General features: G+C 63.4%; 27 protein-coding genes and 1 tRNA gene. 23 read left to right on the top strand and 5 right to left on the bottom strand.

The annotated features are described in order from the left end of the window. Nucleotides 1-41: 41 nt before the first annotated feature. Nucleotides 42-2,318, bottom strand: a complete 2,277-nt coding sequence (locus ACVIGB_RS10095) for a TonB-dependent siderophore receptor (protein ID WP_456722786.1) — start codon at nt 2,316-2,318, stop codon at nt 42-44. A 604-nt stretch (nt 2,319-2,922) separates the two neighbouring features. Here ACVIGB_RS10095 and glyA point away from each other — a divergent pair. From glyA to ACVIGB_RS10050, 9 genes are all read left to right on the top strand, one after another. Next, complete coding sequence (glyA, locus tag ACVIGB_RS10090; RefSeq protein ID WP_456722787.1) at nt 2,923-4,224, top strand: serine hydroxymethyltransferase; 1,302 nt, start codon at nt 2,923-2,925, stop codon at nt 4,222-4,224. Between the two features lie 26 nt (nt 4,225-4,250). Further along, entirely contained in the window at nt 4,251-4,733 is a 483-nt protein-coding gene (gene nrdR / locus ACVIGB_RS10085; protein ID WP_050400938.1) for a transcriptional regulator NrdR, read from the top strand. Next, nucleotides 4,730-5,890, top strand: coding sequence for a bifunctional diaminohydroxyphosphoribosylaminopyrimidine deaminase/5-amino-6-(5-phosphoribosylamino)uracil reductase RibD (gene ribD, locus ACVIGB_RS10080; RefSeq protein WP_456722788.1), 1,161 nt, complete (start codon nt 4,730-4,732; stop codon nt 5,888-5,890). Before nrdR ends, ribD begins: the two co-directional genes overlap by 4 nt. Continuing rightward, nucleotides 5,890-6,498 (top strand): riboflavin synthase, encoded by a 609-nt coding sequence (locus ACVIGB_RS10075; RefSeq protein ID WP_212315012.1) that lies wholly within the window; start codon nt 5,890-5,892, stop codon nt 6,496-6,498. Before ribD ends, ACVIGB_RS10075 begins: the two co-directional genes overlap by 1 nt. Before the next feature lie 214 nt (nt 6,499-6,712). After that, on the top strand, nt 6,713-7,204 hold the full coding sequence (gene ribH / locus ACVIGB_RS10070) for a 6,7-dimethyl-8-ribityllumazine synthase (protein WP_229166337.1): 492 nt from the start codon (nt 6,713-6,715) through the stop codon (nt 7,202-7,204). Between the two features lie 2 nt (nt 7,205-7,206). Next, the gene (gene nusB, locus ACVIGB_RS10065) at nt 7,207-7,701 is read left to right on the top strand and encodes a transcription antitermination factor NusB (RefSeq protein WP_092114726.1); all 495 of its coding nucleotides are present in this window, start codon (nt 7,207-7,209) and stop codon (nt 7,699-7,701) included. Nucleotides 7,702-7,839: 138 nt separating this feature from the next. Then, nucleotides 7,840-8,841: a thiamine-phosphate kinase gene (gene thiL, locus ACVIGB_RS10060; protein ID WP_456722789.1), complete on the top strand. Its 1,002-nt coding sequence runs from the start codon at nt 7,840-7,842 to the stop codon at nt 8,839-8,841. A gap of 223 nt (nt 8,842-9,064) precedes the next feature. Then, nucleotides 9,065-11,185 carry a sodium-translocating pyrophosphatase gene (locus ACVIGB_RS10055; RefSeq protein WP_456722790.1) on the top strand — a complete coding sequence of 707 codons (2,121 nt, stop codon included), beginning with the start codon at nt 9,065-9,067 and terminating at the stop codon, nt 11,183-11,185. 151 nt (nt 11,186-11,336) lie between these two features. Continuing rightward, nucleotides 11,337-11,492 carry a hypothetical protein gene (locus ACVIGB_RS10050; protein WP_171947607.1) on the top strand — a complete coding sequence of 52 codons (156 nt, stop codon included), beginning with the start codon at nt 11,337-11,339 and terminating at the stop codon, nt 11,490-11,492. 167 nt (nt 11,493-11,659) lie between these two features. Here ACVIGB_RS10050 and ACVIGB_RS10045 read toward each other — a convergent pair whose 3' ends face one another. Next, the gene (locus tag ACVIGB_RS10045; protein WP_456722791.1) at nt 11,660-12,667 is read right to left on the bottom strand and encodes a Bug family tripartite tricarboxylate transporter substrate binding protein; all 1,008 of its coding nucleotides are present in this window, start codon (nt 12,665-12,667) and stop codon (nt 11,660-11,662) included. Nucleotides 12,668-12,819: 152 nt separating this feature from the next. Continuing rightward, nucleotides 12,820-13,299: an outer membrane protein assembly factor BamE gene (locus ACVIGB_RS10040; protein ID WP_456722792.1), complete on the bottom strand. Its 480-nt coding sequence runs from the start codon at nt 13,297-13,299 to the stop codon at nt 12,820-12,822. 137 nt (nt 13,300-13,436) lie between these two features. On the opposite strand from ACVIGB_RS10040, the gene ACVIGB_RS10035 reads away from it, so the two are divergent. The 9 genes from ACVIGB_RS10035 (at nt 13,437) to ACVIGB_RS09995 (ending at nt 21,788) form a co-directional block, all read left to right on the top strand. Continuing rightward, the gene (locus ACVIGB_RS10035) at nt 13,437-13,988 is read left to right on the top strand and encodes a ubiquinol-cytochrome C chaperone family protein (RefSeq protein WP_456722793.1); all 552 of its coding nucleotides are present in this window, start codon (nt 13,437-13,439) and stop codon (nt 13,986-13,988) included. Continuing rightward, the gene (locus tag ACVIGB_RS10030) at nt 13,985-14,572 is read left to right on the top strand and encodes a YceD family protein (protein WP_456722794.1); all 588 of its coding nucleotides are present in this window, start codon (nt 13,985-13,987) and stop codon (nt 14,570-14,572) included. The genes ACVIGB_RS10035 and ACVIGB_RS10030 overlap by 4 nt, the downstream gene beginning before the upstream one ends. 315 nt (nt 14,573-14,887) lie before the next feature. Beyond that, complete coding sequence (gene plsX, locus ACVIGB_RS10025) at nt 14,888-15,949, top strand: phosphate acyltransferase PlsX (protein ID WP_092114721.1); 1,062 nt, start codon at nt 14,888-14,890, stop codon at nt 15,947-15,949. Beyond that, nucleotides 15,946-16,923 (top strand): beta-ketoacyl-ACP synthase III, encoded by a 978-nt coding sequence (locus ACVIGB_RS10020; RefSeq protein ID WP_212314986.1) that lies wholly within the window; start codon nt 15,946-15,948, stop codon nt 16,921-16,923. Before plsX ends, ACVIGB_RS10020 begins: the two co-directional genes overlap by 4 nt. A 130-nt stretch (nt 16,924-17,053) precedes the next feature. After that, a complete protein-coding gene (locus tag ACVIGB_RS10015) occupies nt 17,054-17,389 on the top strand; it encodes an integration host factor subunit alpha (protein WP_021079083.1) in 336 nt (111 codons plus the stop codon). Between the two features lie 123 nt (nt 17,390-17,512). Continuing rightward, nucleotides 17,513-18,106 (top strand): MerR family transcriptional regulator, encoded by a 594-nt coding sequence (locus ACVIGB_RS10010; RefSeq protein WP_456722795.1) that lies wholly within the window; start codon nt 17,513-17,515, stop codon nt 18,104-18,106. 98 nt (nt 18,107-18,204) lie between these two features. Then, a tRNA-Pro gene (locus tag ACVIGB_RS10005) sits at nt 18,205-18,282 on the top strand. A gap of 820 nt (nt 18,283-19,102) precedes the next feature. Continuing rightward, entirely contained in the window at nt 19,103-19,612 is a 510-nt protein-coding gene (locus ACVIGB_RS10000) for a sigma factor-like helix-turn-helix DNA-binding protein (protein ID WP_456722796.1), read from the top strand. A 10-nt stretch (nt 19,613-19,622) separates the two neighbouring features. Next, entirely contained in the window at nt 19,623-21,788 is a 2,166-nt protein-coding gene (locus tag ACVIGB_RS09995; RefSeq protein ID WP_456722797.1) for an AAA family ATPase, read from the top strand. Here the strand turns inward: ACVIGB_RS09995 and ACVIGB_RS09990 are convergent. Further along, on the bottom strand, nt 21,783-22,691 hold the full coding sequence (locus tag ACVIGB_RS09990; protein ID WP_456722798.1) for a hypothetical protein: 909 nt from the start codon (nt 22,689-22,691) through the stop codon (nt 21,783-21,785). The genes ACVIGB_RS09995 and ACVIGB_RS09990 overlap by 6 nt on opposite strands. A gap of 742 nt (nt 22,692-23,433) precedes the next feature. On the opposite strand from ACVIGB_RS09990, the gene ACVIGB_RS09985 reads away from it, so the two are divergent. Further along, on the top strand, nt 23,434-23,799 hold the full coding sequence (locus tag ACVIGB_RS09985; protein WP_456722799.1) for a hypothetical protein: 366 nt from the start codon (nt 23,434-23,436) through the stop codon (nt 23,797-23,799). Continuing rightward, nucleotides 23,792-23,980, top strand: coding sequence for a hypothetical protein (locus ACVIGB_RS09980; protein WP_456722800.1), 189 nt, complete (start codon nt 23,792-23,794; stop codon nt 23,978-23,980). Before ACVIGB_RS09985 ends, ACVIGB_RS09980 begins: the two co-directional genes overlap by 8 nt. Before the next feature lie 13 nt (nt 23,981-23,993). On the opposite strand, the gene ACVIGB_RS09975 is transcribed toward ACVIGB_RS09980, so the two are convergent. Next, the gene (locus ACVIGB_RS09975) at nt 23,994-24,179 is read right to left on the bottom strand and encodes a hypothetical protein (RefSeq protein WP_456722801.1); all 186 of its coding nucleotides are present in this window, start codon (nt 24,177-24,179) and stop codon (nt 23,994-23,996) included. A gap of 87 nt (nt 24,180-24,266) precedes the next feature. On the opposite strand from ACVIGB_RS09975, the gene ACVIGB_RS09970 reads away from it, so the two are divergent. The 3 genes from ACVIGB_RS09970 to ACVIGB_RS09960 all read left to right on the top strand — a co-directional run bounded on the left by ACVIGB_RS09970 (nt 24,267) and on the right by ACVIGB_RS09960 (nt 25,872). Then, nucleotides 24,267-24,872 carry a phage tail protein gene (locus tag ACVIGB_RS09970; protein ID WP_456722802.1) on the top strand — a complete coding sequence of 202 codons (606 nt, stop codon included), beginning with the start codon at nt 24,267-24,269 and terminating at the stop codon, nt 24,870-24,872. 124 nt (nt 24,873-24,996) lie between these two features. After that, on the top strand, nt 24,997-25,212 hold the full coding sequence (locus ACVIGB_RS09965; protein WP_456722803.1) for a hypothetical protein: 216 nt from the start codon (nt 24,997-24,999) through the stop codon (nt 25,210-25,212). Between the two features lie 144 nt (nt 25,213-25,356). Continuing rightward, a complete protein-coding gene (locus tag ACVIGB_RS09960; RefSeq protein WP_456722804.1) occupies nt 25,357-25,872 on the top strand; it encodes a hypothetical protein in 516 nt (171 codons plus the stop codon). The last annotated feature ends 3 nt before the right edge of the window (nt 25,873-25,875 follow it).

Here is a 25,875-nt window from a genome sequence, read left to right as displayed (position 1 = left end):
TCTCGATGATGGATTTGTGAACGGAATGTTTCGCGGCACGCTCACCATTTGTAGGCGAGGCTTGCCGTGATGCGCCGGCGATCGCCGTAGTAACAGGAATTGATGGTGGCGCAGCTCGCGACATAGATCTTGTCGGTGACGTTCACGACATTGAGCGCGGCGCGCCAGTTGTTGTCCCATTCGTAGTGCAGGGCAAGGTCGCCGAGCACGACTCCGGGGACGCGCGCGGTGTTCGCGGTATCGGCAAAGGATGAGCCGACATAGCGTACGCCGCCGCCGAAGCCGAAGCCGTTCAGCGGGCCGTCGCGGAAGGTGTAGTCGGTCCAGACCGAGGCGAGCTGCCGCGGCGTGTTGGTCGGCACGGTGCCGATCAGCGCGGGATTGAGGTCCTTGCTGACGAACAGCTCGTAATTGGTGTAGCTCGCCACCAGCTTGAAATCCCGCGTGATGTTCGCCACCGCCTCGAGCTCGACGCCGCGCGACGTGACCTCGCCATTCTGGGTCTGGAACAGCGTGTTGTTCGGATCTGTGGTCAGCGCGTTCTTGCGCTTGAGGTCGAACAGCGCGACGCCGAACCGCGCGTTGAGGCCGACCGGCTCGTACTTGACGCCGACCTCGGTCTGCTCGGAGGTCTCCGGCAGCAGCAATTGGCCGGCGGCGTTGGTGCCGATGACAGGATTGTAGCCGGTCATGTAGGAGACGTAGGGCGCGACGCCGCTGTCGAAATTGTAGATCGCGCCGACCCGGCCGGAGAACTTGCTGTCGTCGCGGCTCTGATCGACGCCGATCCGGTTGTTGTTGGTGAGGTCGACCCAGTCCTGGCGTCCCGACAGCACGACCGTCAGGCGATCCAGCTTGACCTGATCCTGCAGATAGAGCCCAGCCATGCCCTGGGTGAGATAGGCGTTCTGATACAGCGGGCCGCTATACGGCAGGTTGTTGCCGTAGACCGGATTGAACACGTTGAGATTCGTGCCCATGCCAAAACCCTGCCGGTCGTCGATGCCGTAATACTTCAGATCGACGCCGACCAGCGCGGTGTGTTGGAGCGCGCCGGTGGAGAAGCGGTATTCGAGCTGATTGTCGAGGTTGAGCTGCGTGGCGATGCCGCGGGTGTAGAAATTGCCGCGGGTGATGTCGGCCGCCGCCGGCGTCGTGGCGTAACCGAGCCCGTAGAGGCCGGCGTAATAGACGTCGACATGCGCCATGCGCGCGTTCTGGCGGAAGTCGACGCTGTCAGACACGTTCTTCTGGAACTGGTAGCCGACCAGCTCCTGGTCGCGGCGGAATTGGTCGACGCTGGGATCGCCGACGAACAGGCTGGTCGGTATCCGGCCGAACGGCGCGTTGGTGACGGTGCCGACATAGGGCAGGAAGTTCAGCGCGCGGGTGTTGCTGTGCGAGGCCATGCCGAACACGGTGAGGCTGGTGTCGGCGTCGGGCCGCCAGGTCACTGACGGGGCGAAGAAGAAATTGTTGTCGTAGACATAATCGGTCTGGGTGCCGCCGCCCTGGGCCTGGCCCACGAGGCGATACTGCACCTGGCCGCCGCCGGGTTGCGCCGCCGCGCCGCCGATGTCGAACTGGGTGTAGGCGTTGCCGAAATTGTTGACGCCGGTCTCGATGTAGCGAATGGGCTCCGCCTGCGGCAGTTTGCTCACCGCATTGACGAGGCCGCCCGGCGCCGAGCCGCCATACAGGATGCCGGACGGACCGCGCAGCACCTCGACGCGCTCGAGATTGAAAGGCTGCAGCTTCCAGCTCGCATAGGAGGTGTAGAACAGCTGGAGGCCGTCGAGGAACAGCGACTCGTTCTGCGCGGGGAAGCCGCGGATCATGAACCAGTCGTTGCGGAAATCGGCGCCGTAGGTGCCGCCGATGACGCCCGGTGTGTAGCGCAGCACTTCGTCGAACTTGCTGACGATCTTCTGGTCGCGGATCTGCTCGGCGCTGATGACAGTCACCGATTGCGGTGTCTGGATGATCGGCGTGCTGGTCTTGGTGCCGCTGGCGCTCTGCCGCGCCAGGTAGCCGGTGACCGGGCCGTTGGCGCGCTCGCGCCCAGCGCCTGAGCCTGCGGCCTGCTGTGCAGCCTGTGGCTGCGCTCCCACTGGCGCGACTGTGGCGCGGCGCGAGGCGCTGCGTGCGCGCGTGGACCGTTGCGAAGGCTGCTGCGATCGCGCCGCTTGCCGGTGGGGCGCATCGACCGTCACGGACGGCAATTGCGTCTGCGCGAAGACCTCGCCCGCACCCGCAACCCAAAGCATCACCAAAGCCGGAGCAGCAAACCGCTGCGGCCGAATCCATCCGTCCGTCATTCAACGCCCCCAAAGAGAATTGTCTTCGGCGTCGTTATCACGATGATTTTCGCGAACAGCCCGAGCGCGGTTAGAAGCTATCGAAGCTGTGCGCTAAGCTGATGTGTGTGGCTGAGGGACAACGGAGTACGACGCACAATTGCACGCATCGCGTGAGAGGCTTGAATCGATCCAGTGTTGAGTGATTCAAAGAACGATTCAAAATCATCTCGTGACTCGATGCATCATGATCGCGCGCGTGATGATCGAGAGAGCCGGACGTCGCGTGATTGGGTGGGCCGCTCTGGTGAAGCTCGAGGGCGCGGCTCGCCTTGAGGCGTCAGCATCGGCTGGTCGCGCGATCGGGAAGGGGGCGTCCCGTCCGCCCCCGCGGGCCCCGGCAGCTATGGCCTGCGGAGGGGCCGGAACCGGGACGGGGATAGGCCGGCCCAGCCGGCTGGCAATCCCCGGCATCCCCACCATATCTGGCATAATTGACCGCCGGGGACCGCAACGGCTTGGCCATTTTGGGGTGATGTGATAACCCTCTGAAACCAGCTTCGACCGCCACTCGTGACCGTCCGCATCCCGTGTAAAGGCTTGCGGCGGTGGAGATATTTCGCCGATGACCTCATCCTCCAAGACCGCTTCCGCGCCCGATTCCTTCTTCACGGCAACCCTTGCCGAGGCCGATCCCGAGATCGCCGCCGCGATCAAGGGCGAGCTCGGCCGGCAGAGCCATGAGATCGAGCTGATCGCCTCCGAGAACATCGTCAGCCGCGCGGTGCTGGAGGCGCAGGGCTCGGTGATGACCAACAAATACGCGGAAGGCTATCCGGGCGCGCGCTATTACGGCGGTTGCGAGTGGGTCGACGTCGCCGAGAACCTGGCGATCGAGCGTGCCAAGAAACTGTTCGGCGCCGGCTTTGCCAACGTCCAGCCGAACTCCGGCAGCCAGATGAATCAGGCGGTGTTTCTGGCGCTGCTGCAGCCCGGCGACACGTTCATGGGTCTCGACCTTGCCGCCGGCGGCCATCTCACCCACGGCTCACCGGTCAACATGTCCGGCAAGTGGTTCAAGGCCGCGCATTACACGGTGCGTCGCGAGGACCAGATCATCGACATGGACGAAGTCCAGAAGCAGGCCGAGCAGGTCAAGCCGAAGCTGATCATCGCCGGCGGCTCGGCCTATTCGCGCGCCTGGGACTTCAAGCGCTTCCGCGAGATCGCAGATTCTGTCGGCGCGTATCTGTTGGTCGACATGGCGCATTTCGCGGGCCTCGTCGCCGGCGGCGTGCATGCCTCGCCGGTGCCGCACGCCCACGTCACCACCACGACGACCCACAAATCGCTGCGCGGTCCGCGCGGCGGCCTGATCCTCACCAATGACGAGACGCTCGCCAAGAAGCTGAACTCGGCGATCTTCCCCGGCCTGCAGGGCGGCCCGCTGATGCACGTCATCGCCGCCAAGGCGGTCGCATTCGCGGAAGCGCTGCGGCCGGACTTCAAGATCTACGCCAAGAACGTGGTCGAGAACGCCAAGGCGCTGGCGGAGACGCTGCGCAGCCACGGCCTCGACATCGTCTCCGGCGGCACCGACAACCATCTGATGCTGGTCGACCTCAGGCCGAAGGGCCTGAAGGGCAACATCTCCGAGAAGGCGCTGGTGCGCGCTGCGATCACCTGCAACAAGAACGGCATCCCGTTCGATCCCGAGAAGCCGTTCGTCACCTCGGGCCTGCGTCTCGGTACGCCGGCTGCGACCACCCGTGGCTTCGGCGTCGCCGAGTTCAAGCAGGTCGGCGGCATGATCGCGGAAGTGCTGAACGCGCTGGCGCAGTCGCCGGACGGCAAGGCGCCGCTGGTCGAGGCCGCGATCAAGGAACGCGTTAAGGCGCTGACCGATCGCTTCCCGATCTACCAGTAGCCGTTCGCTCGTAAAGGTCCCGTCGGATGCGCTGCCCGAGCTGCAATTCTCTCGATACGCAGGTCAAGGACTCGCGTCCGACCGAGGACTCCGCTGTCATCCGCAGGCGACGCGTCTGCATGGCCTGCAACTTCCGCTTCACGACCTTCGAGCGGGTGCAGCTGCGCGAGCTGACCGTGATCAAGCGCAATGGCCGCCGCGTGCCGTTCGATCGCGACAAGCTGGTGCGCTCGCTGCAGATCTCGTTGCGCAAACGCCCGGTGGAGTCGGAGCGGGTGGAGAAGATGGTCTCGACCATCGTGCGCGAGCTCGAAAGCGGCGGCGAGGCGGAGGTCTCCTCGGAGGCGATCGGCGAGATCGTGATGGAGCATCTGCGCCAGCTCGACGACGTCGCCTATGTGCGCTTCGCCTCGGTCTATCGTAACTTCCGCGAGGCCAAGGACTTTGAGGCCGTGCTCGACGAGCTGACCGGCGAAGAGGACCCGCGGATCGCGACGTTGCGAAAATGATCTTCCGCATTCTGGAAGAGCAGCTCGGGCAGAAAGCCAAAGAGGCGAAGGAAACGGCAAAGGCCGCCGATCTGCGCTTCATGCAGCTCGCGCTCGCGCTCGGCCGCCGCGGGCTCGGGCGCACTTGGCCCAATCCGGCGGTCGGTGCCGTCATCGTCAAGGACTGCGTGATTGTCGGCCGCGGCTGGACCCAGCCCGGCGGCCGTCCCCATGCCGAGGTCGAGGCATTGAGGCGCGCGGGTGACGCGGCGCGCGGCGCCACGCTCTATGTCACGCTCGAACCCTGCTCGCATTTCGGCCGCTCGCCGCCCTGTGCGGATGCCGTCGTCGCGGCCGGGCTCGCCCGCGTGGTGTCGGCGATCGAGGACCCCAATCCGGAGGTCGGCGGGAAGGGGCACGCCAAGCTGCGCGCTGCAGGAATCGCTGTCGATGTCGGGCTGTGCGCGGCCGAGGCCGCGCGCGACCATGCCGGGCATTTCCGCCGTATCACGGACAAGCGCCCGCATGTGATCCTCAAGCTCGCGGTGTCCGCCGACGACAAGATCGCAGCGGGTGGCCACAAGCCCGTAGCGATTACCGGCGAGGCTGCGCAGAGGCGCGTGCATCTGTTGCGCGCGCAGAGCGATGCGATCCTGGTCGGCATCGGCACGGTGAAGGCCGACGATCCGCTGCTGACCTGCCGGTTGCCCGGCATGGCGGCGCGTTCGCCGGTGCGCCTGGTTCTCGATCGCGCGCTGCGGATCTCGGGCGACAGCCGCCTGGTCCATTCGGCGCGCGAGACGCCGCTCTGGGTGATGACATCAGATCTTGCCGAGCCGCCGGCCGCGATGAAGCTTGGTGCTGCCGGGGCGGAGGTGATCCGCGTTGCGTCCAGCGCGCAGCCCGGGCTCGATCTGCCGGCGGTGTTGCATGCGCTGGCGGAGGAGGGCGTCACGCGGCTGATGGTCGAAGGCGGCGCACGCGTGGCAAATTCTTTCGTGGCAGCCGGCCTGGTCGACGAAATCTGGCTGTTGCGCGGACCTGAACCAATCGGTGCCGATGGCGTTCCCGCGCTGGACGCAATGCCGCTCGCCGCAATCACGCAGTCGCCCGCCTTCCGCCTTCGTGCTAGCGAAACCCTCGATAACGACAGTCTCATGATCTACGAGCGTGCGTAATGTTTACCGGAATTGTCACCGATATCGGTGAGATCACCAGCCTGAAGCCCGTGGCGCAGGGGCAGCTGCACCGGATGCGGATTGCCTGCGACTATGACCAGACCACGATCGCCGACGGCGCTTCGATTGCCTGCAACGGCGTCTGCCTCACCGTGGTCGCCTCTGGCACGGCTGACGGCAAGACCTGGTTCGATGTCGATGCCGCGGCCGAGACGCTCGGCATGACCACCGCCAGGCACTGGGCGCAGGGTGGCCGGCTCAACCTCGAGCGCGCGCTCAAGATCGGCGACGAGCTCGGCGGTCATATCGTGGCCGGGCATGCCGACGGGATCGCCACCATCGTCAAGCGCGATGATCTGCCCGACATGGCTCGCTTCGAGCTGCGAACCAGCCGCGAACTGGCGCGTTTCATCGCCGCCAAGGGATCGATCACGCTGGACGGCGTGTCGCTGACCGTGAATACGGTCGACGATGTCACTTTTTCGGTGCTGATCATCCCGCACACGCTTTCCGTCACGACCCTGAGCGGCTGGAAGGCCGGCAGCGAGGTCAATATCGAGGTCGATCTGATGGCCCGCTATGCCGCGCGGCTGTCCGAGATGAAATAGCCTCGGCTTCGGCATTGCGGCCGAGATAGACGTCCTTATCTGCCTGTTCACCTCGGGTGGCCTCCAGCCGGATGGCCTATGCATTGCGGGCGAAGCCGACCTGAAAAATCAGGCTGATCGTGGTGACATCCGGGTCAGTATTGCCCTTGGCTTTACCGCCTGCTGCGCCTAAAACGCAGCACAACTCCTCCCCAAGTTCCCGATTGGTATTGCAATGGCTGACGCGCGGCGCGCACCCCTGAAGGACCAGACCGACATCAGCGGCGCACGCGTGCTGATCGTCGAGGCCCGGTTTTATGACGATATCCAGGATGCGCTGCTGGAAGGCGCGCTCGCCGAGCTGAAGACGGCGGGCGCCAGCCATGACGTGATCACGGTGCCGGGCGCGCTGGAGATTCCGGCCGCGATCGCGATCGCGATCGACGCCGCGGCGGCAAACGGCAAGCCCTATGATGCGGCGATCGCGCTCGGCTGCGTGGTGCGCGGCGACACCATCCATTTCGAGATCGTCTCGCAGGAGTCCTCGCGCGGATTGATGGATCTGGCCGTGAGCCGGAAATTTCCGCTCGGCAACGGCATCCTCACCGTCAACACCGAGGCGCAGGCCTGGGCGCGGGCGCGGGCCAGCGAGTTGAACAAGGGCGGCGACGCCGCGCGCGCGGCGATCGCGATGCTGCGGATCAAACGCCGTCTGGCAAAGGCCTGACCATGGCTGACAACAAGAAGCCCGCGAAAGCCCCCGACAGGAAAGCCAACCGGCGCGGCGCGGCACGGCTCGCTGCCGTGCAGGCGCTCTACCAGATGGACATTGGCGGCGCTGGCATCAACGACATCTTCGCCGAGTTCGAGAGCCACTGGCTCGGTAACGAGGTCGAGGGTGAGAAATACCTGCCGGCGGAAGCCGCGTTCTTCCGCGATGTCGTCTCCGGCGTGGTGCGCGACCAGGCCAAGCTCGATCCCTTGATCGACGAGGCGCTGTCGAAGGGCTGGCCGCTGAAGCGGATCGACGCGATCCTGCGCGCGGTGCTGCGGGCAGGGTCCTACGAGCTCGAGCACCGCCGGGACGTGCCGGGCCGCGTGGTGGTTTCCGAATATGTCGACGTTGCGCACGCCTTTGTCGAGAAGGACGAGACCGGCATGGTCAACGCCGTGCTCGACCAGATCGCACGCCAGTTCCGCGGCGACGAGTTTGTGCGGGGCTGAACCACGTATTCCGCCGTCATCACCCGCGCATGCGGGTGATCCAGTACGCCGCGGTGGTCATTGGCAACAACAGCTTCCGCGGCGTACTGGATCGCCCGGTCGAGCCGGGCGATGACAGCTGAGGGGAAGGCGCACGATATGGCAGAGCGTCACGACGGTCCCTCCGGCGAAGACTCCCTGATCGCGCGCTATTTCAGGCCGCTTGCGACCGACCCGGGCGCGTTCGGGCTCGACGACGACGCTGCCGCGCTGAGGGCGGCCGGCGAGGACATCGTCGTCACCACGGATGCGATCGTCGAGGGCGTGCATTTCCTGCCCGATGATCCGCCGGACACGCTGGCGCGCAAGGCACTGCGGGTGAACCTGTCCGACATCGCGGCCAAGGGCGCAGCGCCGGCCGGCTTCGTGCTGACGCTGGCGCTGCGCCACGCCGAGGAGGCCTGGCTCAAGCCGTTTGCCCAGGCGCTCGGTGAGGACGCCAGTCATTACGGCTGCCCGCTGCTCGGCGGCGACACGGTGTCGACGCCGGGGCCGCTGATGATCTCGATCACCGCGTTCGGGCGGCTGCCTCAGGGCAAGATGGTGCACCGCGCAGGGGCAAAGGCCGGCGACCGCCTGTTCGTGACCGGTACGATCGGGGATGCCGCGCTCGGTCTCGATGTGCTTCAGGGCGGTCCGGTCGCGGCGGCACTGGCCGACGATGCCGCCGGCCGGGATTTTCTTGCGGCCCGCTACCGAGTTCCGCAGCCGCGCAACGCCCTTGCCAAGGCCGTCCGCAGCTACGCCAGCGCGGCGATGGACGTGTCCGATGGTCTCGCTGGCGATCTGGCCAAGCTTTGCGCAGCCAGCGGTGTGACGGCCGTGATCAACGTGCCCAGCATCCCATTGTCGCCTGCGGCCGCGGGGCTGCTCGCGCGCAAGGCGATCGGGTTCGAGACCTTGGTGGCCGGCGGCGATGACTACGAACTCTTGTGCGCGGTCCCGGGCGATCGCGCGGACGCCTTTGTGCGCGAGGCACGGCAGGCCAAGGTCGCTGTCACCGCGATCGGTGGCCTCATTGCAGGCCAGTCACCGCCAAGCTTCCTCGACGGACAGGGCAGGGAACTGGCGCTGAAGCGCCTGTCCTACAGCCATTTCTAGAACGTCCGGCCAAAACGCGCCGACTTTCCTTCTAAATTGCTGCCGATATCGGCGTTTTCGGCCGTAGGTGGCGTTGCACAGCGGTAACGATTTTGGCAAGGTCGCGCCCGATTTGAGGCAATCCGTTTTTGGGGAGGATTGTCCTCGCAAAATAAGCGCCTGCCGCCCCCTAGCGGCACAAAGAAGGCGCGGGGGTTACATCAAGGATCTGAGGCAACATTCAATGACAGCTTTATGGTTGATTGTGCTCTGCGGGGCGCTTTCCATCGTCTACGCGATCTGGGCGACGCAGTCGGTCTTGAACGCGGATGCGGGCAATGCCCGCATGCAGGAAATCGCGGGCGCGGTGCGCGAAGGCGCACAAGCCTATCTGCGGCGGCAATACACCACGATCGGCATGGTCGGTATCGTGATCTTCGTGGTGCTGGCCTACTTCCTTGGCCTTCTGGTGGCGATCGGCTTTGCGATCGGCGCCATCCTGTCGGGTGCGGCCGGCTTCATCGGCATGAACGTCTCGGTGCGCGCCAACGTCCGCACCGCGCAGGCGGCGACCACCTCGCTGGCCGGCGGCCTCGAGCTCGCCTTCAAGGCGGGTGCGATCACCGGCATGCTGGTTGCCGGTCTCGCACTGCTCGGCGTTACCATCTACTTCATCGTGCTGGTCAAGTTCATGGGGCTGGAGGCCGGTAGCCGCACCGTGGTCGACGCCATGGTGGCGCTCGGCTTCGGCGCCTCGTTGATCTCGATCTTTGCCCGTCTCGGCGGCGGCATCTTCACCAAGGGTGCGGACGTCGGCGGCGACCTCGTCGGCAAGGTCGAGGCCGGCATCCCGGAGGACGATCCGCGCAACCCGGCCACCATCGCCGACAACGTCGGCGACAATGTCGGCGATTGCGCTGGCATGGCGGCCGACCTGTTCGAGACCTATGCGGTGACCGCGGTCGCCACCATGGTGCTCGCGGCGATCTTCTTCGCCAAGACGCCGATCCTGGTGAACATGATGACGCTGCCGCTCGCGATCGGCGGCATCTGCATCATCACCTCGATCATCGGCACCTTCTTCGTCAAGCTCGGCGCCAGCCAGTCGATCATGGGTGCCCTGTACAAGGGCCTGATCGCCACCGGCGTGCTGTCGCTGGTCGGCGTTGCGGCCGTGATCAATTGGCTGATCGGCTTCGGCAAGCTCGATGGCGTCGACTTCACCGGCATGGCGCTGTTCGAATGCGGCGTGGTCGGCCTCGTCGTCACCGGCTTGATCATCTGGATCACCGAGTACTACACCGGCACCGACTACCGTCCGGTGAAGTCGATCGCGGCGGCGTCCGTCACCGGTCACGGCACCAACGTGATCCAGGGCCTCGCGATCTCGATGGAGGCGACCGCGCTGCCCGCGCTCGTCATCATCGCCGGCATCCTGGTCACCTACAGCCTGGCCGGCCTGTTCGGCATCGCGATCGCGACCGCCACCATGCTGGCGCTGGCCGGCATGATCGTCGCGCTCGACGCCTTCGGCCCGGTCACCGACAACGCCGGCGGCATCGCCGAGATGGCCGGTCTGCCCAAGGAGGTGCGCAAGTCGACCGACGCGCTCGACGCGGTCGGCAACACCACCAAGGCGGTGACCAAGGGCTACGCGATCGGCTCCGCCGGTCTCGGTGCGCTGGTGCTGTTTGCGGCGTATAATCAGGACCTCAAATTCTTCATCGCAGACTCCGCCAACCACCTCTACTTCAAGGGGGTCAATCCCGACTTCTCGCTCAACAACCCCTACGTCGTGGTCGGCCTGCTGTTCGGTGGCCTGCTGCCGTATCTGTTCGGCGCGATGGGCATGACGGCGGTCGGACGCGCCGCCAGCGCGATCGTTGAAGAGGTGCGCCGTCAGTTCCGCGAGAAGCCCGGCATCATGCAGGGCACCGACAAGCCGGACTACGGCAAAGCCGTGGACCTGCTGACCAAGGCGGCGATCAAGGAGATGATCATCCCGTCGCTGCTGCCGGTGCTGTCGCCGATCTTCGTCTACTTCGTGATCTACGCGATCGCGGGCGGCGGCGCGGCCGGCAAATCGGCGGCGTTCTCCGCGGTCGGCGCCATGCTGCTCGGCGTCATCGTCACCGGCCTGTTCGTCGCGATTTCGATGACCTCGGGCGGCGGCGCCTGGGACAATGCCAAGAAGTACATCGAGGACGGCCACTATGGCGGCAAGGGCTCCGACGCCCACAAGTCCGCGGTGACCGGCGACACTGTCGGCGATCCCTACAAGGACACGGCGGGCCCGGCGGTCAACCCGATGATCAAGATCACCAACATCGTGGCGCTGCTGCTGCTGGCGATTTTGGCGCACTGAGCGGTACGACAAGACTGAATGCAAAACCCCGCGGTGCAAGCCGCGGGGTTTTTGTTTTGCATGGACTTGGTTCGGTGTACTGCCGAATTGATCGGCTTTCCGCCGACGATATCCGCCGACAACCAGAGGCGAACAACACGGAGATCAATCGATGTCGCTCTCATCCGCACGGAACTATGCGCTCCGCGCCTCCAAGTCGCAGGATCAGAAGGAGGCCATCGAGCTGTTGTCGCAGGCGATCCTGGAACTGGCGATGTCGATGGAAGCAACCGACGCCAAGATCAAGAAGATCAACAAGTCCTCTTAGCCTTGGCCGCACCGTGCTCCGGAGTGACAGAATTGTAGGGTGGATTGGCGAAGCGTAATCCACCGATAGGTCTAACCGCCGCGGCGGATTACGCCTTCCGCCTTCGCTCGTTGAGCTACGGCGGACGTGGTCGGCTAATCCGCCCTACGGTGCTGTAACAGCGGCGGTTACTTGACCTCCATCTGCAAGCCTTCCTTCTCGATGATGGCGGCGAACTTTGTGGTCTCCGCGCTGACGAAGTCGGAGAATTGCTGCGGCGTGCGGTAGTCGGCGCGCGCGCCCATGCCGGCGATGTTCTTCCTGACGTCGTCGCGCTCCAGCATCGCCTTGATCTGACGGTTCAACTCGTCGACCACGGGCGCCGGTGCCGTCTTCGGCAGGAACACGCCGAACCAGGAGGCGACGTCGAATTTGGCAAGCTCAGGCGCACCCTCGCGCATCACAGGCAGATTGGGCGCGGCCTCGCTGCGCTCGGCCGTGGTGACGCAGAGCCCGTTCAGCTTGCCGTCCTGCACCTGCGGCAGCGACGGATAGAGATTGTCGAACAGGATCTGGATGTCGCCGGCGAGCCCGGCCTGCAGCGCTGGGCCGGCGCCGCGGAACGGCACATGCGTCATCTTCAGCCCGGTGAGTTGCAGGAACCAGGCGCCGGTGAGGTGAGGGCTCTGCCCGGTACCGGACGAGCCGTAGGTGAGCTTGTCGGGGTTCTTCTTCAGATAGGCGATCAATTCGGGGATCGACTTGATGCCGGTCGATGGATGCGCCGAGACGATGTTCGGGATCCGGATCATGTTGGAGACCGCCTGTAGCTGGTCGGCCTTGTAGGTCAGGTTCCGGAAGATGCTGAAGGCGATCGCGTTGGGGCCGGGATTGCCGATCAGGATGGTGTGGCCGTCGCCCTTGCTGCGCGCGACCTCCGATGTGCCGATGGTGCCGCCGGCGCCGGAGCGATTCTCCACCACGACCGACTGGCCCCAGAGCGGCTGCAAATGCGCCGCCAGCAGCCGCCCCATCACGTCGGTCGAGCCGCCGGCGGCAGCCGGCACGATGATCCGGACCGTCTCGGACGGCCGCCAGTCGCCGGCACCGAGACTGGCACGCGGCAGGATCGCCGCCGCCGACAATGCGGCCGCGCCCGACAATACCGTACGACGGGAAAATCTCCTGGCTCTCACGCGCTTACCCCCTGCTCAGGCTTCTTGTTTGCGAGCAAGCGTAGGGGACCGCTTGCCCGTGGGGCAAGCGACAAACTGGCGCAGTCCTTCAGGCCTTATTTTTTGAGCATGATCTTTTCGGAAAACCGCTTCGCACTTTTCCGGATCATGCTCTAGTTGAAGCTCAGCAGCTTGAAGAGCGGTGTCAGGTAGGACATTTCCTGGCCCGACGTCGGCGTGGTCCGGCTGACGAAGTCGAAGATCTTGCCGTCCTTCAGGCCGTAATTGGCAAGCCGGCGCACCTGGCGGTTCTTGTCGAAATAGACCGCGATGACGCGCTGGTCGACCACACGCTGGTTCATGAAGGCAACCGGCCGCGAGGTCCGCTGCGAGATGTAGTAAAACACCTCGCCGTCGAGCGTTGCGACCGTCGAGGGCGTGCCGAGCACGATCAGCACCTGATCCTGGCTCGCGCCGATCGGAATCTGCTCGAGCGCTCCGTCGGGCAGGATGTAGCCCTTCTGGAATTGCTCGCCGGCGCAGCCGCCGAGCGCGGCGGCGCAGAACAGGCCAACGACCGCGATGGCGCGGAAGCGCGTGAAGAACCCGCGCGCGGAAGCCGTGCGAGACTGTATTGGAAGAGTGTGGTTCATCGGCGGAACTAATCCGTCCCCTTGCATCGGCCGGAGCATTGACGTACCGGGCAGCTCAATGGATTGCAATCATGCCGAGCTCCAATGGGCGAACCCTCAACAGGCGTCCTTTGGGGGGCCGGCAGCCGGAACCCGCTATGCTTTGGCCGTTCAATCACTTCAGAAGACCCCGGGTGCCCGCGCGCAGCACCATTGAGACCATCTATGGCATGATCGTGACGCAGGCGCGAGAACCGTTGTTTTACCGTGACTTGGGCGTTCCGGACACGGTTAATGGCCGTTTTGACCTGCTTCTGATGCATCTGTGGCTGGTGCTGCGGCGATTGAAATCCTCGGAAGGCGGCGCTGGGCTGTCGCAGGCCCTGTTCGATCATTTCTGCATCGACATGGACGACAATCTCAGGGAAATGGGGGTCGGCGACCTCACGGTGCCGAAGCGCATGCAGGCGTTCGGCGAGGCCTTCTACGGCCGCACCGCGGCCTATGATCTGGCGCTGACCGACAGCGACGAGGCCCTGGCCCAGTCGCTCTGCAAGAACATCCTCAATGGTCAGAACATCGACAAGGCCCGCGAACTGGCCGTCTATGCCAGAGAGGCGATGGCGGTGTTGGCGCGCGCGGACCTCGCGACGCTTGCCCAGGGGGCATGGCGCTTCCCGGCGCCGCAAGCTGCGAGGACCACGGCATGAGCGGCGGCAGCACAGGACGGCCCGAAGCCGCGCGGGACCCTTGGCGTGTTCTCGTCAATGTCGGGCAGATCCCGGATACCGGGCTGCATCGCGAGATCGTGGCCGACGAGGCCACGCGCAAGGCGATCGCCGAGATCGGCGAGTTGCGCGAGGTCGTCTCCGCACGGGCGGCGTTCGATCTGCAGCCCAAGCGCGACGGCAGCTGCCACGTCACCGGCCGGGTTTGGGCGAGGGTCGGGCAGACCTGCGTGGTCACGCTCGACCCGATCGAGAACGAGATCGACGAGCCGATCGACGTGGTGTTCGCACCGCCCGAGCAGATCCCGGAGATGGCCGACCTCGTCGACGACGCCGAGCAGGGCGATGAGGAGACGCCGGATCCGCCGGAGCCGATCGTCGGCGGCTTCATCGACATCGGCCGTCTCGCCACCGATGCGCTGTTTCTCGGCGTAGACCCCTATCCGCGCAAGGCGGATGCGGTCTTTGAACAAGAGGTTGAAGCGCCTGATCCGGAAAATCATCCCTTCGCCGCGCTCAAGGCGCTGAAGGAAAAGGCGGACGGCAAGAAGCCCAAGGGAAGTTGAGGGAAGCTGACGGAACTTGAGGGCCGCCAGCTCCAACATTTGAGGGGATGGCTTGCCTGCAGGCCTGCGCGAGGGGGGGTCCCAGTTACTTCAAGTATGTGTCATAATAGTTTGAAATATCATGTATTTCTGGTATGCCTTGATGTGTTGCGTGACGGTTCGGCGCCTCGCTTGTTTGTGGTCAAGAGGTTGTGTCGGACCGCGGACACGCTATTGTCGCGGCCCGGCGTTTCGCCGCGCGCCGGTGACGGTGGTGACTTCAAGCTCGCGGTCTTCATCTGAAGGGCTGTGGGAGAGCAGGCTTCCGGGACGTTCATGCCTCATAAGGTTCGAATCGCGCTTGACGCCATGGGGGGCGATGTCGGCGCATCGGTGGTCATTCCCGGCGCCGCGATCTCGTTGAGCCGTCATCCCGATAGCGAATTCTTGCTGGTCGGAGACCGGGCCCAGATCGAGCCGGAGCTTGCGAAACATCCTGCGCTGAAGGCGGTATCGAAGGTGATCCATACCGACGTCGCGGTGAAGAATGATGAGAAGCCGAGCCAGGCGCTGCGGCGGACCCGCAGGGCGTCGTCGATGTGGCTGGCGATCGATGCGGTGAAGCACGGCGAGGCCGACGTTGCGGTCTCCGCCGGCAACTCAGGCGCGCTGATGGCGATGGGCAGCATCAATCTGCGGACGTTGCCGGGCGTCGACCGTCCGGCGCTCGCGGCGGCGTGGCCGACGCTGCGAGGCGATTCGGTGGTGCTCGATCTCGGCGCCTCGATCGGCGGCGACGCCCGCCATCTGGCGACGCTCGCGGTGATGGGCAGCGCGATGGCGAGCGTGCTGTTCAACCTCGAACGGCCGACCGTCGGCCTGCTCAATATCGGGTCCGAGGAGATCAAGGGGCACGGGGAAATCCGCGAGGCCGCCGAGATGCTGCGCGCGATGAACGCGCCCCAGTTCAACTATATCGGCTTTGTCGAGGGCGATGCGATCGGCAAGGGGCTCGCCGACGTGATCGTGTCGGAAGGCTTCAGCGGCAATATCGCGCTCAAGGCCGCCGAGGGCACCGCGCGCCAGATGTTCACGCTATTGCGCGAGGCGATGTCGTCGAGCTGGCTGGCGCGGATCGGCTATCTGTTTGCCCGCGGCGCGTTCCAGAAGCTGCGCGACAAGCTCGATCCCAACAAGTCGAATGGCGGCCTGCTGCTCGGCCTGAACGGCGTGGTGGTCAAGAGCCATGGCGGCATCAACGCGGAAGGCTTTGCCTATGCGGTGGATGTTGGCTATGAGATGGCCCACTACGATCTCCTCACCAAGATCAATCAGATGCTCAACCGCGATGGCGGCGCCCTGGTAAAGGCGCAGACCGCGCAGGAGGCTGTCTCGTGACTGCGATACGTTCGGTAGTGCTCGGCTGCGGCTCATATCTGCCGGAGCGGGTTTTGACCAATGCCGAACTGGCGAGCCGAATCGACACGTCCGATGACTGGATCGTGCAGCGCACCGGCATCAGCGAGCGGCACATCGCCGCCGATGACGAGTTCACCTCGCATCTCGCCATCAATGCGGCGCGCGCCGCGCTCGCCGATGCCAAGATCGACGCCCAGTCGATCGACCTGATCGTGCTGGCGACCTCGACGCCCGACAACACGTTTCCGGCGACCGCGGTCGCGGTCCAGCACGCGCTCGGCATCAACCACGGCGTCGCGTTTGATCTGCAGGCGGTGTGCTCCGGCTTCGTCTTTGCGCTGACCACCGCGGACAATTTCCTGCGCGCCGGGGCCCACAAGCGGGCCTTGGTGATCGGCGCCGAAACCTTCTCGCGTATCCTCGACTGGAACGACCGCGGTACCTGCGTGCTGTTCGGCGATGGCGCCGGCGCGGTGGTGCTGGAAGCGCAGCAGCATTCCGGCACGACGGACGATCCCGGTGTGCTGACGACGCATCTGCGCTCGGACGGACGCCACAAGTCGAAGCTGTTCGTCGATGGCGGTCCCGGCTCGACCAGGACGGTCGGCCATCTCCGGATGGAGGGCCGCGAGGTATTCAAGCACGCCGTCGGCATGATCACCGATGTGATCGTCGATGCGTTCAACGCCACTGGCTTTACCGCCGACGACATCAACTGGTTCATTCCGCATCAGGCCAACAAGCGAATCATCGATGCCTCGGCCCACAAGCTGCATATTGCGCCGCAAAAGGTGGTCTTGACAGTCGACAAGCACGGCAACACCTCGGCAGCCTCGATCCCGCTCGCGCTATCGGTCGCCGTGAGGGACGGACGCGTCAAGAAGGGCGATCTGGTGCTGTTCGAGGCGATGGGCGGCGGCTTCACCTGGGGTTCGGCGCTCGTGCGCTGGTAGCGCATCGCCAAAGAGTATCGGCAGGTTGCCGGCATCTTTCCAGCGCCCGGATGCTGGTCGCTGTTGACCATTGCGCGCTAAGCTTTTAATTTCAGTCAAGAAATTGTTCGCCGAGAGTGCGGGGCAGGCGATGACCACGGGAACCGGAAAAACAGTGACGCGCGTCGATTTGTGTGAGGCGGTCTACCAAAAGGTAGGTCTGTCGCGCACGGAATCGTCGGCGTTTGTCGAGTTGGTGCTGAAGGAGATCACCGATTGCCTGGAAAAGGGCGAGACGGTGAAGCTGTCCTCATTCGGCTCCTTCATGGTGCGCAAGAAGGGCCAGCGTATCGGGCGCAATCCAAAGACCGGCACCGAGGTGCCGATCTCGCCGCGGCGGGTGATGGTGTTCAAGCCGTCGGCGATCCTGAAGCAGCGGATCAATGGCCATGCCGTCACCAATGGCGACGGCAGCAAGGCCGACTAGCGCGTTTTCAAGCGAAGTGGATACCCGGTTCGCGTGAAGAAAACGCGCCAAAACCAGAATCCGGAGCCCCGTTTCGATCGGAACGGAAAGGGCTCCAGGCATTGAAGCCAGAGGAGCGGGCATTTGGACAAGGCGCCGGATGCGTTCCGTACCATCAGCGAAGTCGCAGATGAGCTCGATATTCCCCAGCATGTGCTGAGATTCTGGGAAACGCGCTTCGCGCAGATCAAGCCGATGAAGCGCAGCGGCGGACGCCGCTATTATCGCCCCGACGACGTCGACCTGCTCAAGGGTATCCGCCGCCTGCTCTACGGCGAGGGCTACACCATCCGCGGCGTGCAGCGGATCCTGAAAGAGCACGGCATCAAGTCGGTGCAGGGCATCGCCGACCAGACCGCCGCCGTCTCGTTCGGCGCGGTCGAGGAGGCGGTCGGCAACAGCATGGCCGAGCCCGACGATCTCCAGAGCAATGACGGCCTCGATTTCGACGGCGAGGAGGGCGACGGCGACGAGGGGGGAATCGACTACCGATTCGTCGATCCCGACGTGGATCCGATCCTGTCGACCTACAAGGCGCACGCCCACCCGGGCAAGGCGTCGGCTGCGCCGCCGGTGCGCCCGACCGTTCCGCCAGTCGATCGGGAGCGGCTCGAACGCGTGCTGCAGGAGCTGGTCGCCTGCCGGCAGCTGATCGATGCGGCGATGAAGGACGGCTGAGCCAAGGAAGCCGTCATGGGAACCGGGCCAGGATTGCAGCCCTCAAAGGGCCTGCTCCGCCTTGCGCGAACGCAGGATCGCAGCTAATGGAACGGCATCGGAGCGTGGCGCAGCCCGGTTAGCGCACTAGTCTGGGAGACTAGGGGTCGGAGGTTCAAATCCTCTCGCTCCGACCAATAAAATCAAAGACTTAACGGGAAGTCTTCTTTTTCGAAAATCGATCCGGGAAACACTTGGGAAACAGCGGCGGAGAGGGGGTTGCCCCTTGAGTCGTTTTTTTTCGTGTCAGCTCGAAAATTAGATCGCCGCGATTGGCACTCAGCCCCTGCCGGGTTGGCACTCGGCCTTGTCCATTAAGTTGACGATCTCGTATAACGGCCGATATACGAAAAGCATGGATGCCTAACGGAGATAAAGAGGCATACCGGAGCGGGGGACTCGGCCTAGCGCCCTCCTTCGTTGAGTAGCGGAAGTAACGCCCCGCAGGTATCGCTCTTCGGAGCGGGCCGTCTGCAACGCCGCAGACCCCCTCAACGCGCTTTAGAAACTGCTCCCTGCATGCGCTGGCAGGCTCCAAGAAACCCACTCTTTTGGAGCTAAAGCCATGTCTATCGCTAACGCGCGCTCTGCGACCATTCCCCCTGACTTTCCCAATCCGCACCGCCTTGGCGGTCGCGACCTCTATTTAGCTGTTCTCGGCAATCCTGCTCCCTCCACGTTCGCTCGCTGGCTCGCAGAGGGCAAAATCCCGAAGCCGCAGAAATTGGGCTCCCTGAATCGATGGCCCGAGACGGTCATGGCGGACACGCGCGACAGCGGCATCGCCTGAACCTCGCGCCGAACGCCGCTTAACAAACAAAATTTCAATCACGCCACCCAGCCCAACGCGCCTTTGCGCGAGTGACTCCGCGTGGCTGCAAAACTCACGAGACCACAACTCCCATGTCCCATCTCACCCAGACCGAATTCAACCGCGATCTAGTCGACCATCTCCCGATGCTGCGCCGTTCGATCCTGTCGCGGCTGCCTCGCGACCTCGCTAACCGCGCCACTACCGCCGACGAGATTCAAAGTGACGTTTGCTGGCTCGCGCTGGAATTACAGGCGTCCTACGAACGCGGCTGCTTTGAGTGCTGGCTGCACGCATTGCGACGAATTGCGCATGTCAGATACTTCGATGACCGCGCCAAACTCCGCAAGCGCGAAACGTTGAGGGCCGATTTGATCGACGGCACCGATGACGACCACGAGGAGCCCGTATCGCTTTCCGAGCGTGTCGACGCAGTCGACGGTGTTGCGCTCATCGAGGCGCGCGCTGCGCTGGAAGTTATCCGCGAACTGCCCGGCCACGAGGGCGAGGTATTGCTTCTGACTGGAGCGGGCCTCAACTCAGCGGAAATAGCCAAGGCGCTCGGCCTCAACGCAGAGCGTGTCCGAAAGATGCTTGAACGGAGCCGCGCGAAATTGCGCCTGATGCTCGACACGCCCGCCGCGCAGGCTGCCTAAAGGAAAAGACGTGACTGTAAGCGACAACACTGGCGAACGTCAGAGCACGAATCGCAAGAACGCGCGTTTCTTCGCGCAGGCTGGGCTCTACGTCTTTCCTAGCGATGGGAAGGTCCCCTTAATTCCGCGCTACAACCGCTCCGATGCGTCCCTCTCGAAAGAAGAGCGCGAGGCCGCAATCGAAGAGTACGCCGAGAAGCACGGCGTTGAACCCGTGCACGTGGGCGCTACCAAAGACGATGCCACGCTCGTCAAACTATGGCGCAAATTTCCGAACGCGGTGCCGTCCATTTCATGCGGCCCGTCGAAGCTCGTTGTGCTTGATGCCGATCAGAAAGATTCCGGGCCGGAGAAGTTGCGCGCGCTCTTCGACGAGCATGGAGGACCGCCCATAGGCGTCGCGATCAACCCGACAAAAAGCGGAGGGATTCACGTTGTCTTCCGCGATCCGGAGAACCGGTTCAGCAACCGCGCGGGGGCCTTGAAGAAAAACTACGGCACAGATGTCCGGGGGACTGGCGGGCAGTTCGTCGGTCCGGGCTCTATCCGGGAAGATGGCGCGACCTACGGCACCCAGGCCGACAAGCAAGCATTCGTTCGTGCGTTCGTTGGCGGTCAATTGCCGACGCTGCCGGACTACGTCGTCGAGCTGATCGGCTCTCAGCCCGAAGGTGAGTCTTCGCCACTCAATGATGGCGATCCCGTAATTAAGGGGCTCATTGAGGAGCTTGGCGTGGGGGAGCGGGACGGGTTCTTGTCGCTGTTCGACTCAACAGTCGGTAAATTCCCGCTCGACTACATTCGGCAGTGTCGACCCGACTTCGATTTCTTTTATGATCACCCGAGCGATGACCGCTCTGCGAATAGGATGAAGGCTGCGACGTTCCTTGTTGGGGCGTATCCCGAGCTGACCGTTAATGACTATGCGGTGTTCTGCGAGGAATGGGCTGGCGCAGGCGAGCCGGATGACCGGCAACTCGCCCGCGAGTTCGCGCGAGCGAAACGCAATCCCGCGCACGTCTCTAAGCCGAGTGACGGCAGCGCTTTTGAACCAGTGGATGAGGAAGGTGACGAGCCTAGTCACACACGTTCCTCTCACATTCGCGCAGGCGAGCTTGTCGCGACCTATAAACCCATTCGGTGGCTCGTTAAGCGGCTAATCCCGCTCAACAGCGTTGGCGCACTGTATGGGCTGCCGAACGTCGGCAAAAGCTTCGTCGTGTTCGATCTCGCGAGCCATGCTCGGCGCGGGCGGGAATGGTTCGGCCGTAAGACCGCAGGCGGCGACGTCCTGTACTGTTACGCGGAAGGAGCTGAAGGGATGAGCGGCCGAGCCAAGGCCTGGGCCGACAACAACGACACGAGTGGCGGCGATGTGGCTCTGATGAACAATGTCCCCAATCTGTTCAAGGACCCGAAGGCCGCCGACAAGCTGATCGCTGAAGCCCGCAAATGCGAAGCTGATAGCGGGCAACCGGTGCGACTGGTCATTGTTGATACGCTCGCAGCGGCGACTACCGGAGCCGATGGAAGTAGTGACAAAGACATGGGCTTGGTATGCGAGCGGCTACGCAAAGTCGCCACGGCGCTCGATTGTGCCGTCCTAGTCGTTCACCACAGCGGCAAGGACGTGACGAAAGGTATGCGCGGTTCGTCTGCGATCTTGGGCGCAGTAGACTACACGCTGCTCGCCGAGGAGGGTAAATGCGCGTCGACTGTCAGCGTCGAGAAAATGCGTGACGCATCCAAGGCTCAGTCCATCCGGTTCAAGTTGGTCGAGGTAGTCATCGGCAAAGACGAGGACGGGGAGGACGTGACGAGCTGCATCATTCGTCCGGTCGTCGTCGGCGATAGCATCGACATGGCAACAGACGATTCTGACGAGGAAGCAAGATTAACGCCTCCGGACGAACCGTCCGACAAGCTCGCGGCAACCCTTAGAGTTTTCAGGGAGCGTGCTGAAAGCATCGCTGCCGAGACGGGCGATAGGGTCGAAGAGGTTGGGTTGGCCGCGAAGGACGTGCTAGCGGCGCTGAACGTAGATCGGAAGCGGAGCGGCCTGGACGAACTTAAGGAACGTACAGCCGTCCCGCGACTGTTGGCAAAGCTGGTGGAAGCCGGTGAGATCGTTAAGTCCGGAGATAACAGGCGGACGGAATATAGGCTGGTGCTATAATTCTTTCGCCTTAAGCAGTTTAGACACTGCCGTATTAAGCTCGGCTTCGTCTTTCAAGGCGCGTGTGAGGCGTTCGGCAAGTTCAACGAGAACTAGCCGAACGGCTTGAGCAAATTCTAGGCATTGCTCATCCGTATGTTCGTGGACGCCAGCACTAAGAGCCGAATGTAGCAGAGTGAGCGGATTGTGAGTGTTTATCAAGATCGAGTCGGGTAGCCCGAGCTTTACCGAGGAAACAGCCTTACTGAACTGATTCTCGCGTTTGGCTTCTTCGAGCGTTGAAATCGTTTCGGCTGACGCGTTTTGCTTGCGAGAAACGGATATCATCTCGTCAAGTATTTCGTTCTTTTGGCTTTCCACACACCGGCGATAGTAAGCAAAAGCTGCGATGCCGAGCCCTTGATTTTCGCAGCGCCGACCTTTCAAAAAGTTGTCCCGTTGGTTTCCCATCATCTTCAGCAGGCGATTAGGCACGGCCACTCCGAACGGAGGCATCTCGCCATACTTATAAGCCCGGCCGGTCGCTTCGCGCTTGTTGCTGCTTGCGAACATCGCCGCGGCACTATTTGGCAGTGGAGTGAACTCGACATGGACTGAAAATGTCTTTCGGAAAGTTCGGCAGTTTGAGCACGCGTACTCAAAGAACAGGCTGCCGTGATCCCTCACGTGGATGCCATCTGCATCCTGCGTTCTAAAATGCCGCTCTCCGTCGCAATGTTCGCAATGTAATTCCAGAGGAGGCGGCATAAGCTGCGTGTACATCTCAGCAATCCCGCCCGGCTTTGAAATAGCGGGCGTTCCGAGTCCACGCACAAGTCGCGATTGCCCTGGAGGAATTGTCTGAAGAAAGTCGGCGAAGGCCATAATCTCAGGTTTTGGTAGTTCGACTTTCTCATCAGTCATTGGCTAGTCTCGCTAGTGAGCGTGCATCCGACCGTGCAAGCCCATCACCGTGCACGGTTGCTGCACGGTCGTTTGCACGGTTAGCCTGCACGGTTCGTGCACGGTCAGATGCACGGTTGTTCGTTAGTATTATCAGCCACTTACTCCGACCGTGCAACGACCGTGCAGCAACCGTGCACCGAATTTCCCATAAACCGTGCACGTATCCCCCTCCCTTAAGGGAGGGGGACGGCACGAGGGCGGGTAAGTGGGACGGCAGGTATTGCCCGGAAGGACCGACCGGCGAGACGCCGGAAAAAAGTTGCCGGGCGGCGTCACAAAGTGCCTCCCAAAACTGATTACCCAATGGGGCCGCTCGAAACCGAGCGCGCACCTCACCCGGCCGAAGGGGGCAACGGCCATTCAAAAGCAACCCTCACTGTGACGTGCAAGTCGCCACGCGCCTCTCCAAGCTTCCGTCCGGTCCGGTTGGCCGCCGCGAATGATCTAGGAGGGCAGGCAGCCTCCCTGGTCTCCGCACAGTGCGTGCTCGGATCAGATGGACTTAACGAGCCGCGAGGCTCGGCCAACGCGCCCGGAAACGGGAGGCGGGACAATATCAACGGGTGAGCTTCGAGCGGCGCAGGCGCGCGGCCCCAACAAGTTTTAAGAGCCAGTGCGAGCGGAGCGGGATGCCGCTTGCGCCAAGCGCCGCGCAGTCTGGCTCGTGACCACTGCGCGGCGCACCCCTGAAAGGACGCCCATGACCGATATTGTTACCGACGCCCTCGCTAAGGGCCTCAAGCCCGCTGCCATCGCCTTGGAGCCGGGCAAAGCCGCTCACGTGCAGGCAGGCGACACGCTCGGCCCTCAACCGGGCATATCGACCCGCGACCTCGCGCTTATCGGTATTGACGCCAAGCTGGCGCGCCTGACCGATGCAGCCGAACGCCAAGCCGACGCGCTCGAAACGTTCGTCACGCTCTTCGCGAGCTGCATCGGTACCACTCACGCGTTCTGCCCGGGTCGAGCGGAGGACGAGACGCCTCATGTCAACTTCCTACGCGCGAGCGCTGACGGCGGGCCGTTCAGATGCGACTCGTCGCCCGATGAGGCTGACGATGAGTGAACGCCACGCGCGCACGCTGCCGAACGCCGAGACGAACAGCGCGACCGCGCTTCTCGATAAGGCCGCGCAGGCGATGCCGACGCATTGGAGCCCGGGTCCGGGCTTCAATTTGTTCTATGCACGGCTGTTAGCTGCGCGACGTATCAAGCCCTTGGTGTTCGTGTCGGGGCCGATGATTTAGGCGAGGCCAATACTTAGCGTTGGTGTCCGACGCCGATACCGAGTTGCGAGGCTTTGACGCGCACCGCGCCGATAGTGCGCTTGAGTTCCTTCGAGACCTTCACGACAGGCGTACGTGCCTTCGAGTGCTTCTTCAGGCTCTTCACATCTGCCGTGGTCCATTCGCGGCGATTCTGAGTCTTCTTCTTTGCGCGCTTCAATTCAGTGACTCCACGTCCATTGACGCTGTGCAGTAGCAACAGCCGCTCGTGATCGCAACTCACAATGCCTTGCTGGGGATAAATACGATGAGTTTGTTACAAGTCAGTGTCGACGCTACTTCACTGGAGAAGTGGGCGTCGGAGCTTTCAACGCGCGGCATTCGCAATGCTATCCGCCGAGCTGTCGACCGATCAGCGACCGCAGCGCGCAAAGTCGCGCTTGAGGTGATCGCGAAGGACGCGGGCGTCTCTGTCGCGCGTATCCGTCCAGGTGTTACGAAAGTGCGGCGCACCACTCAATCCGATCTAAGCGCATCATTCACCGCGAACAAGCTGCGCATCGGCATTCTCAACACGCAAGGTGCAACCGTAAGCCGTCGCGGTGGGTTGCATGCGAGCACGTTCCGGCTGACGGGCGGCGGTAGCTCTTCGCTCGACGTGGCGAAGGCCTTCGTGATCCGCGCCAATGGCGGCAAGTTTGTAGCAATCCGACGCGGCAAGGAGCGGCTTCCGGTGAAAGGCATCTATGCCGAGCAACCGTCCACCGCGATGGCCCAGGACAATGGCGCGGCGCGATTGGCATGGCAGAAGGAAGCCAACGCGCAGGTAGCTCAGCGGTTGCCGCAAGAGATACAGAAGCAGCTTCTCGCCGAAGGCATCCCCTACAGCCCGCCCACCGACACGGGCGATTAGACCAACACCGTCGCTTGAGTGGTATCGACACGCTCGCGACGATTAGCGCGCCGCGTCCGGCAGAGTGGAATTGAGACGACGCCTGTCGGGCGTGGCGCGCGACCAACTCACAGGAACAACAACGATGAACCACGACCACACGTTAGAGCGGCTGGTAAAGCTGCGTGCGAATGGCGAGATACTGCCGAGCACGGTGAATGTCCAAGGCCGCATGGTCGAGACGCGCCGTTTCCTCGAAGGCTTTCGCTTCGACAAGCGCGAGGCGTCGCCCACGATGACCGCGCGTATCGCGACGATGGAACGCCCGCTCATGTGCGAGGTCGCGCTCTCGCTCCTGTAGGTCCCCAAGGCCACGACAATGCGCCATGGTGAGCCGCCGCAGGGGCGCTTGGGTCCCTCCCGGGCACCCCTCGCGCCGCCGAGCGGTGCACTGCCGCACCATTTTCACTGAAAACGCCGACATTTTCGATAGCAGAGAACCCTCATGGGAAGGCCGAGAGGCATTATCCGCAGGATCGCGGACGAAACGAGCCTGGATCAGGCGACCGTGCGTCGCTTGCTCGCGGCGGCCGACATCACCGAACAGAACTGCGAGGCGGACTTCGCCCGTGCTGTTGAGACAGTGAGAAGCTCGGCGGACAATGACCGAGTAATCGGCCATGCCGCGAGCGGAAGAGGCGAGGGCGGGACCAATAGCGAGTACGCCGCAGCGAAAGCGGAAGCGGAGCGCTACCGCGCCGAGAAGATGCGGCTGCAAAACGAGCGGCTGCGCGGCTCCCTGATCGACCGTGCCAGTGTCACCAAAACATACACCCGCATACTCGGCGATTTAAGAACGACGTTGTTGGCGATGGGCGGAAAGCTCGCGCCGCAGCTTCTCGGGCAAACTGACGTTCGCTTGATCGCGAAGATTCTCGACACCGAAATGAGAGACACGCTCACCGTATTCGCTGATGAGCAAAAATTTGCTGAAGCGCTAGACGACGAAGCGCTCGGCTAAAAG

This window comes from Bradyrhizobium sp. USDA 4341, from assembly GCF_054063755.1.
Note: the sequence above shows the minus strand (reverse complement) of the source record. Positions and strands in the feature narration are given on the sequence as shown.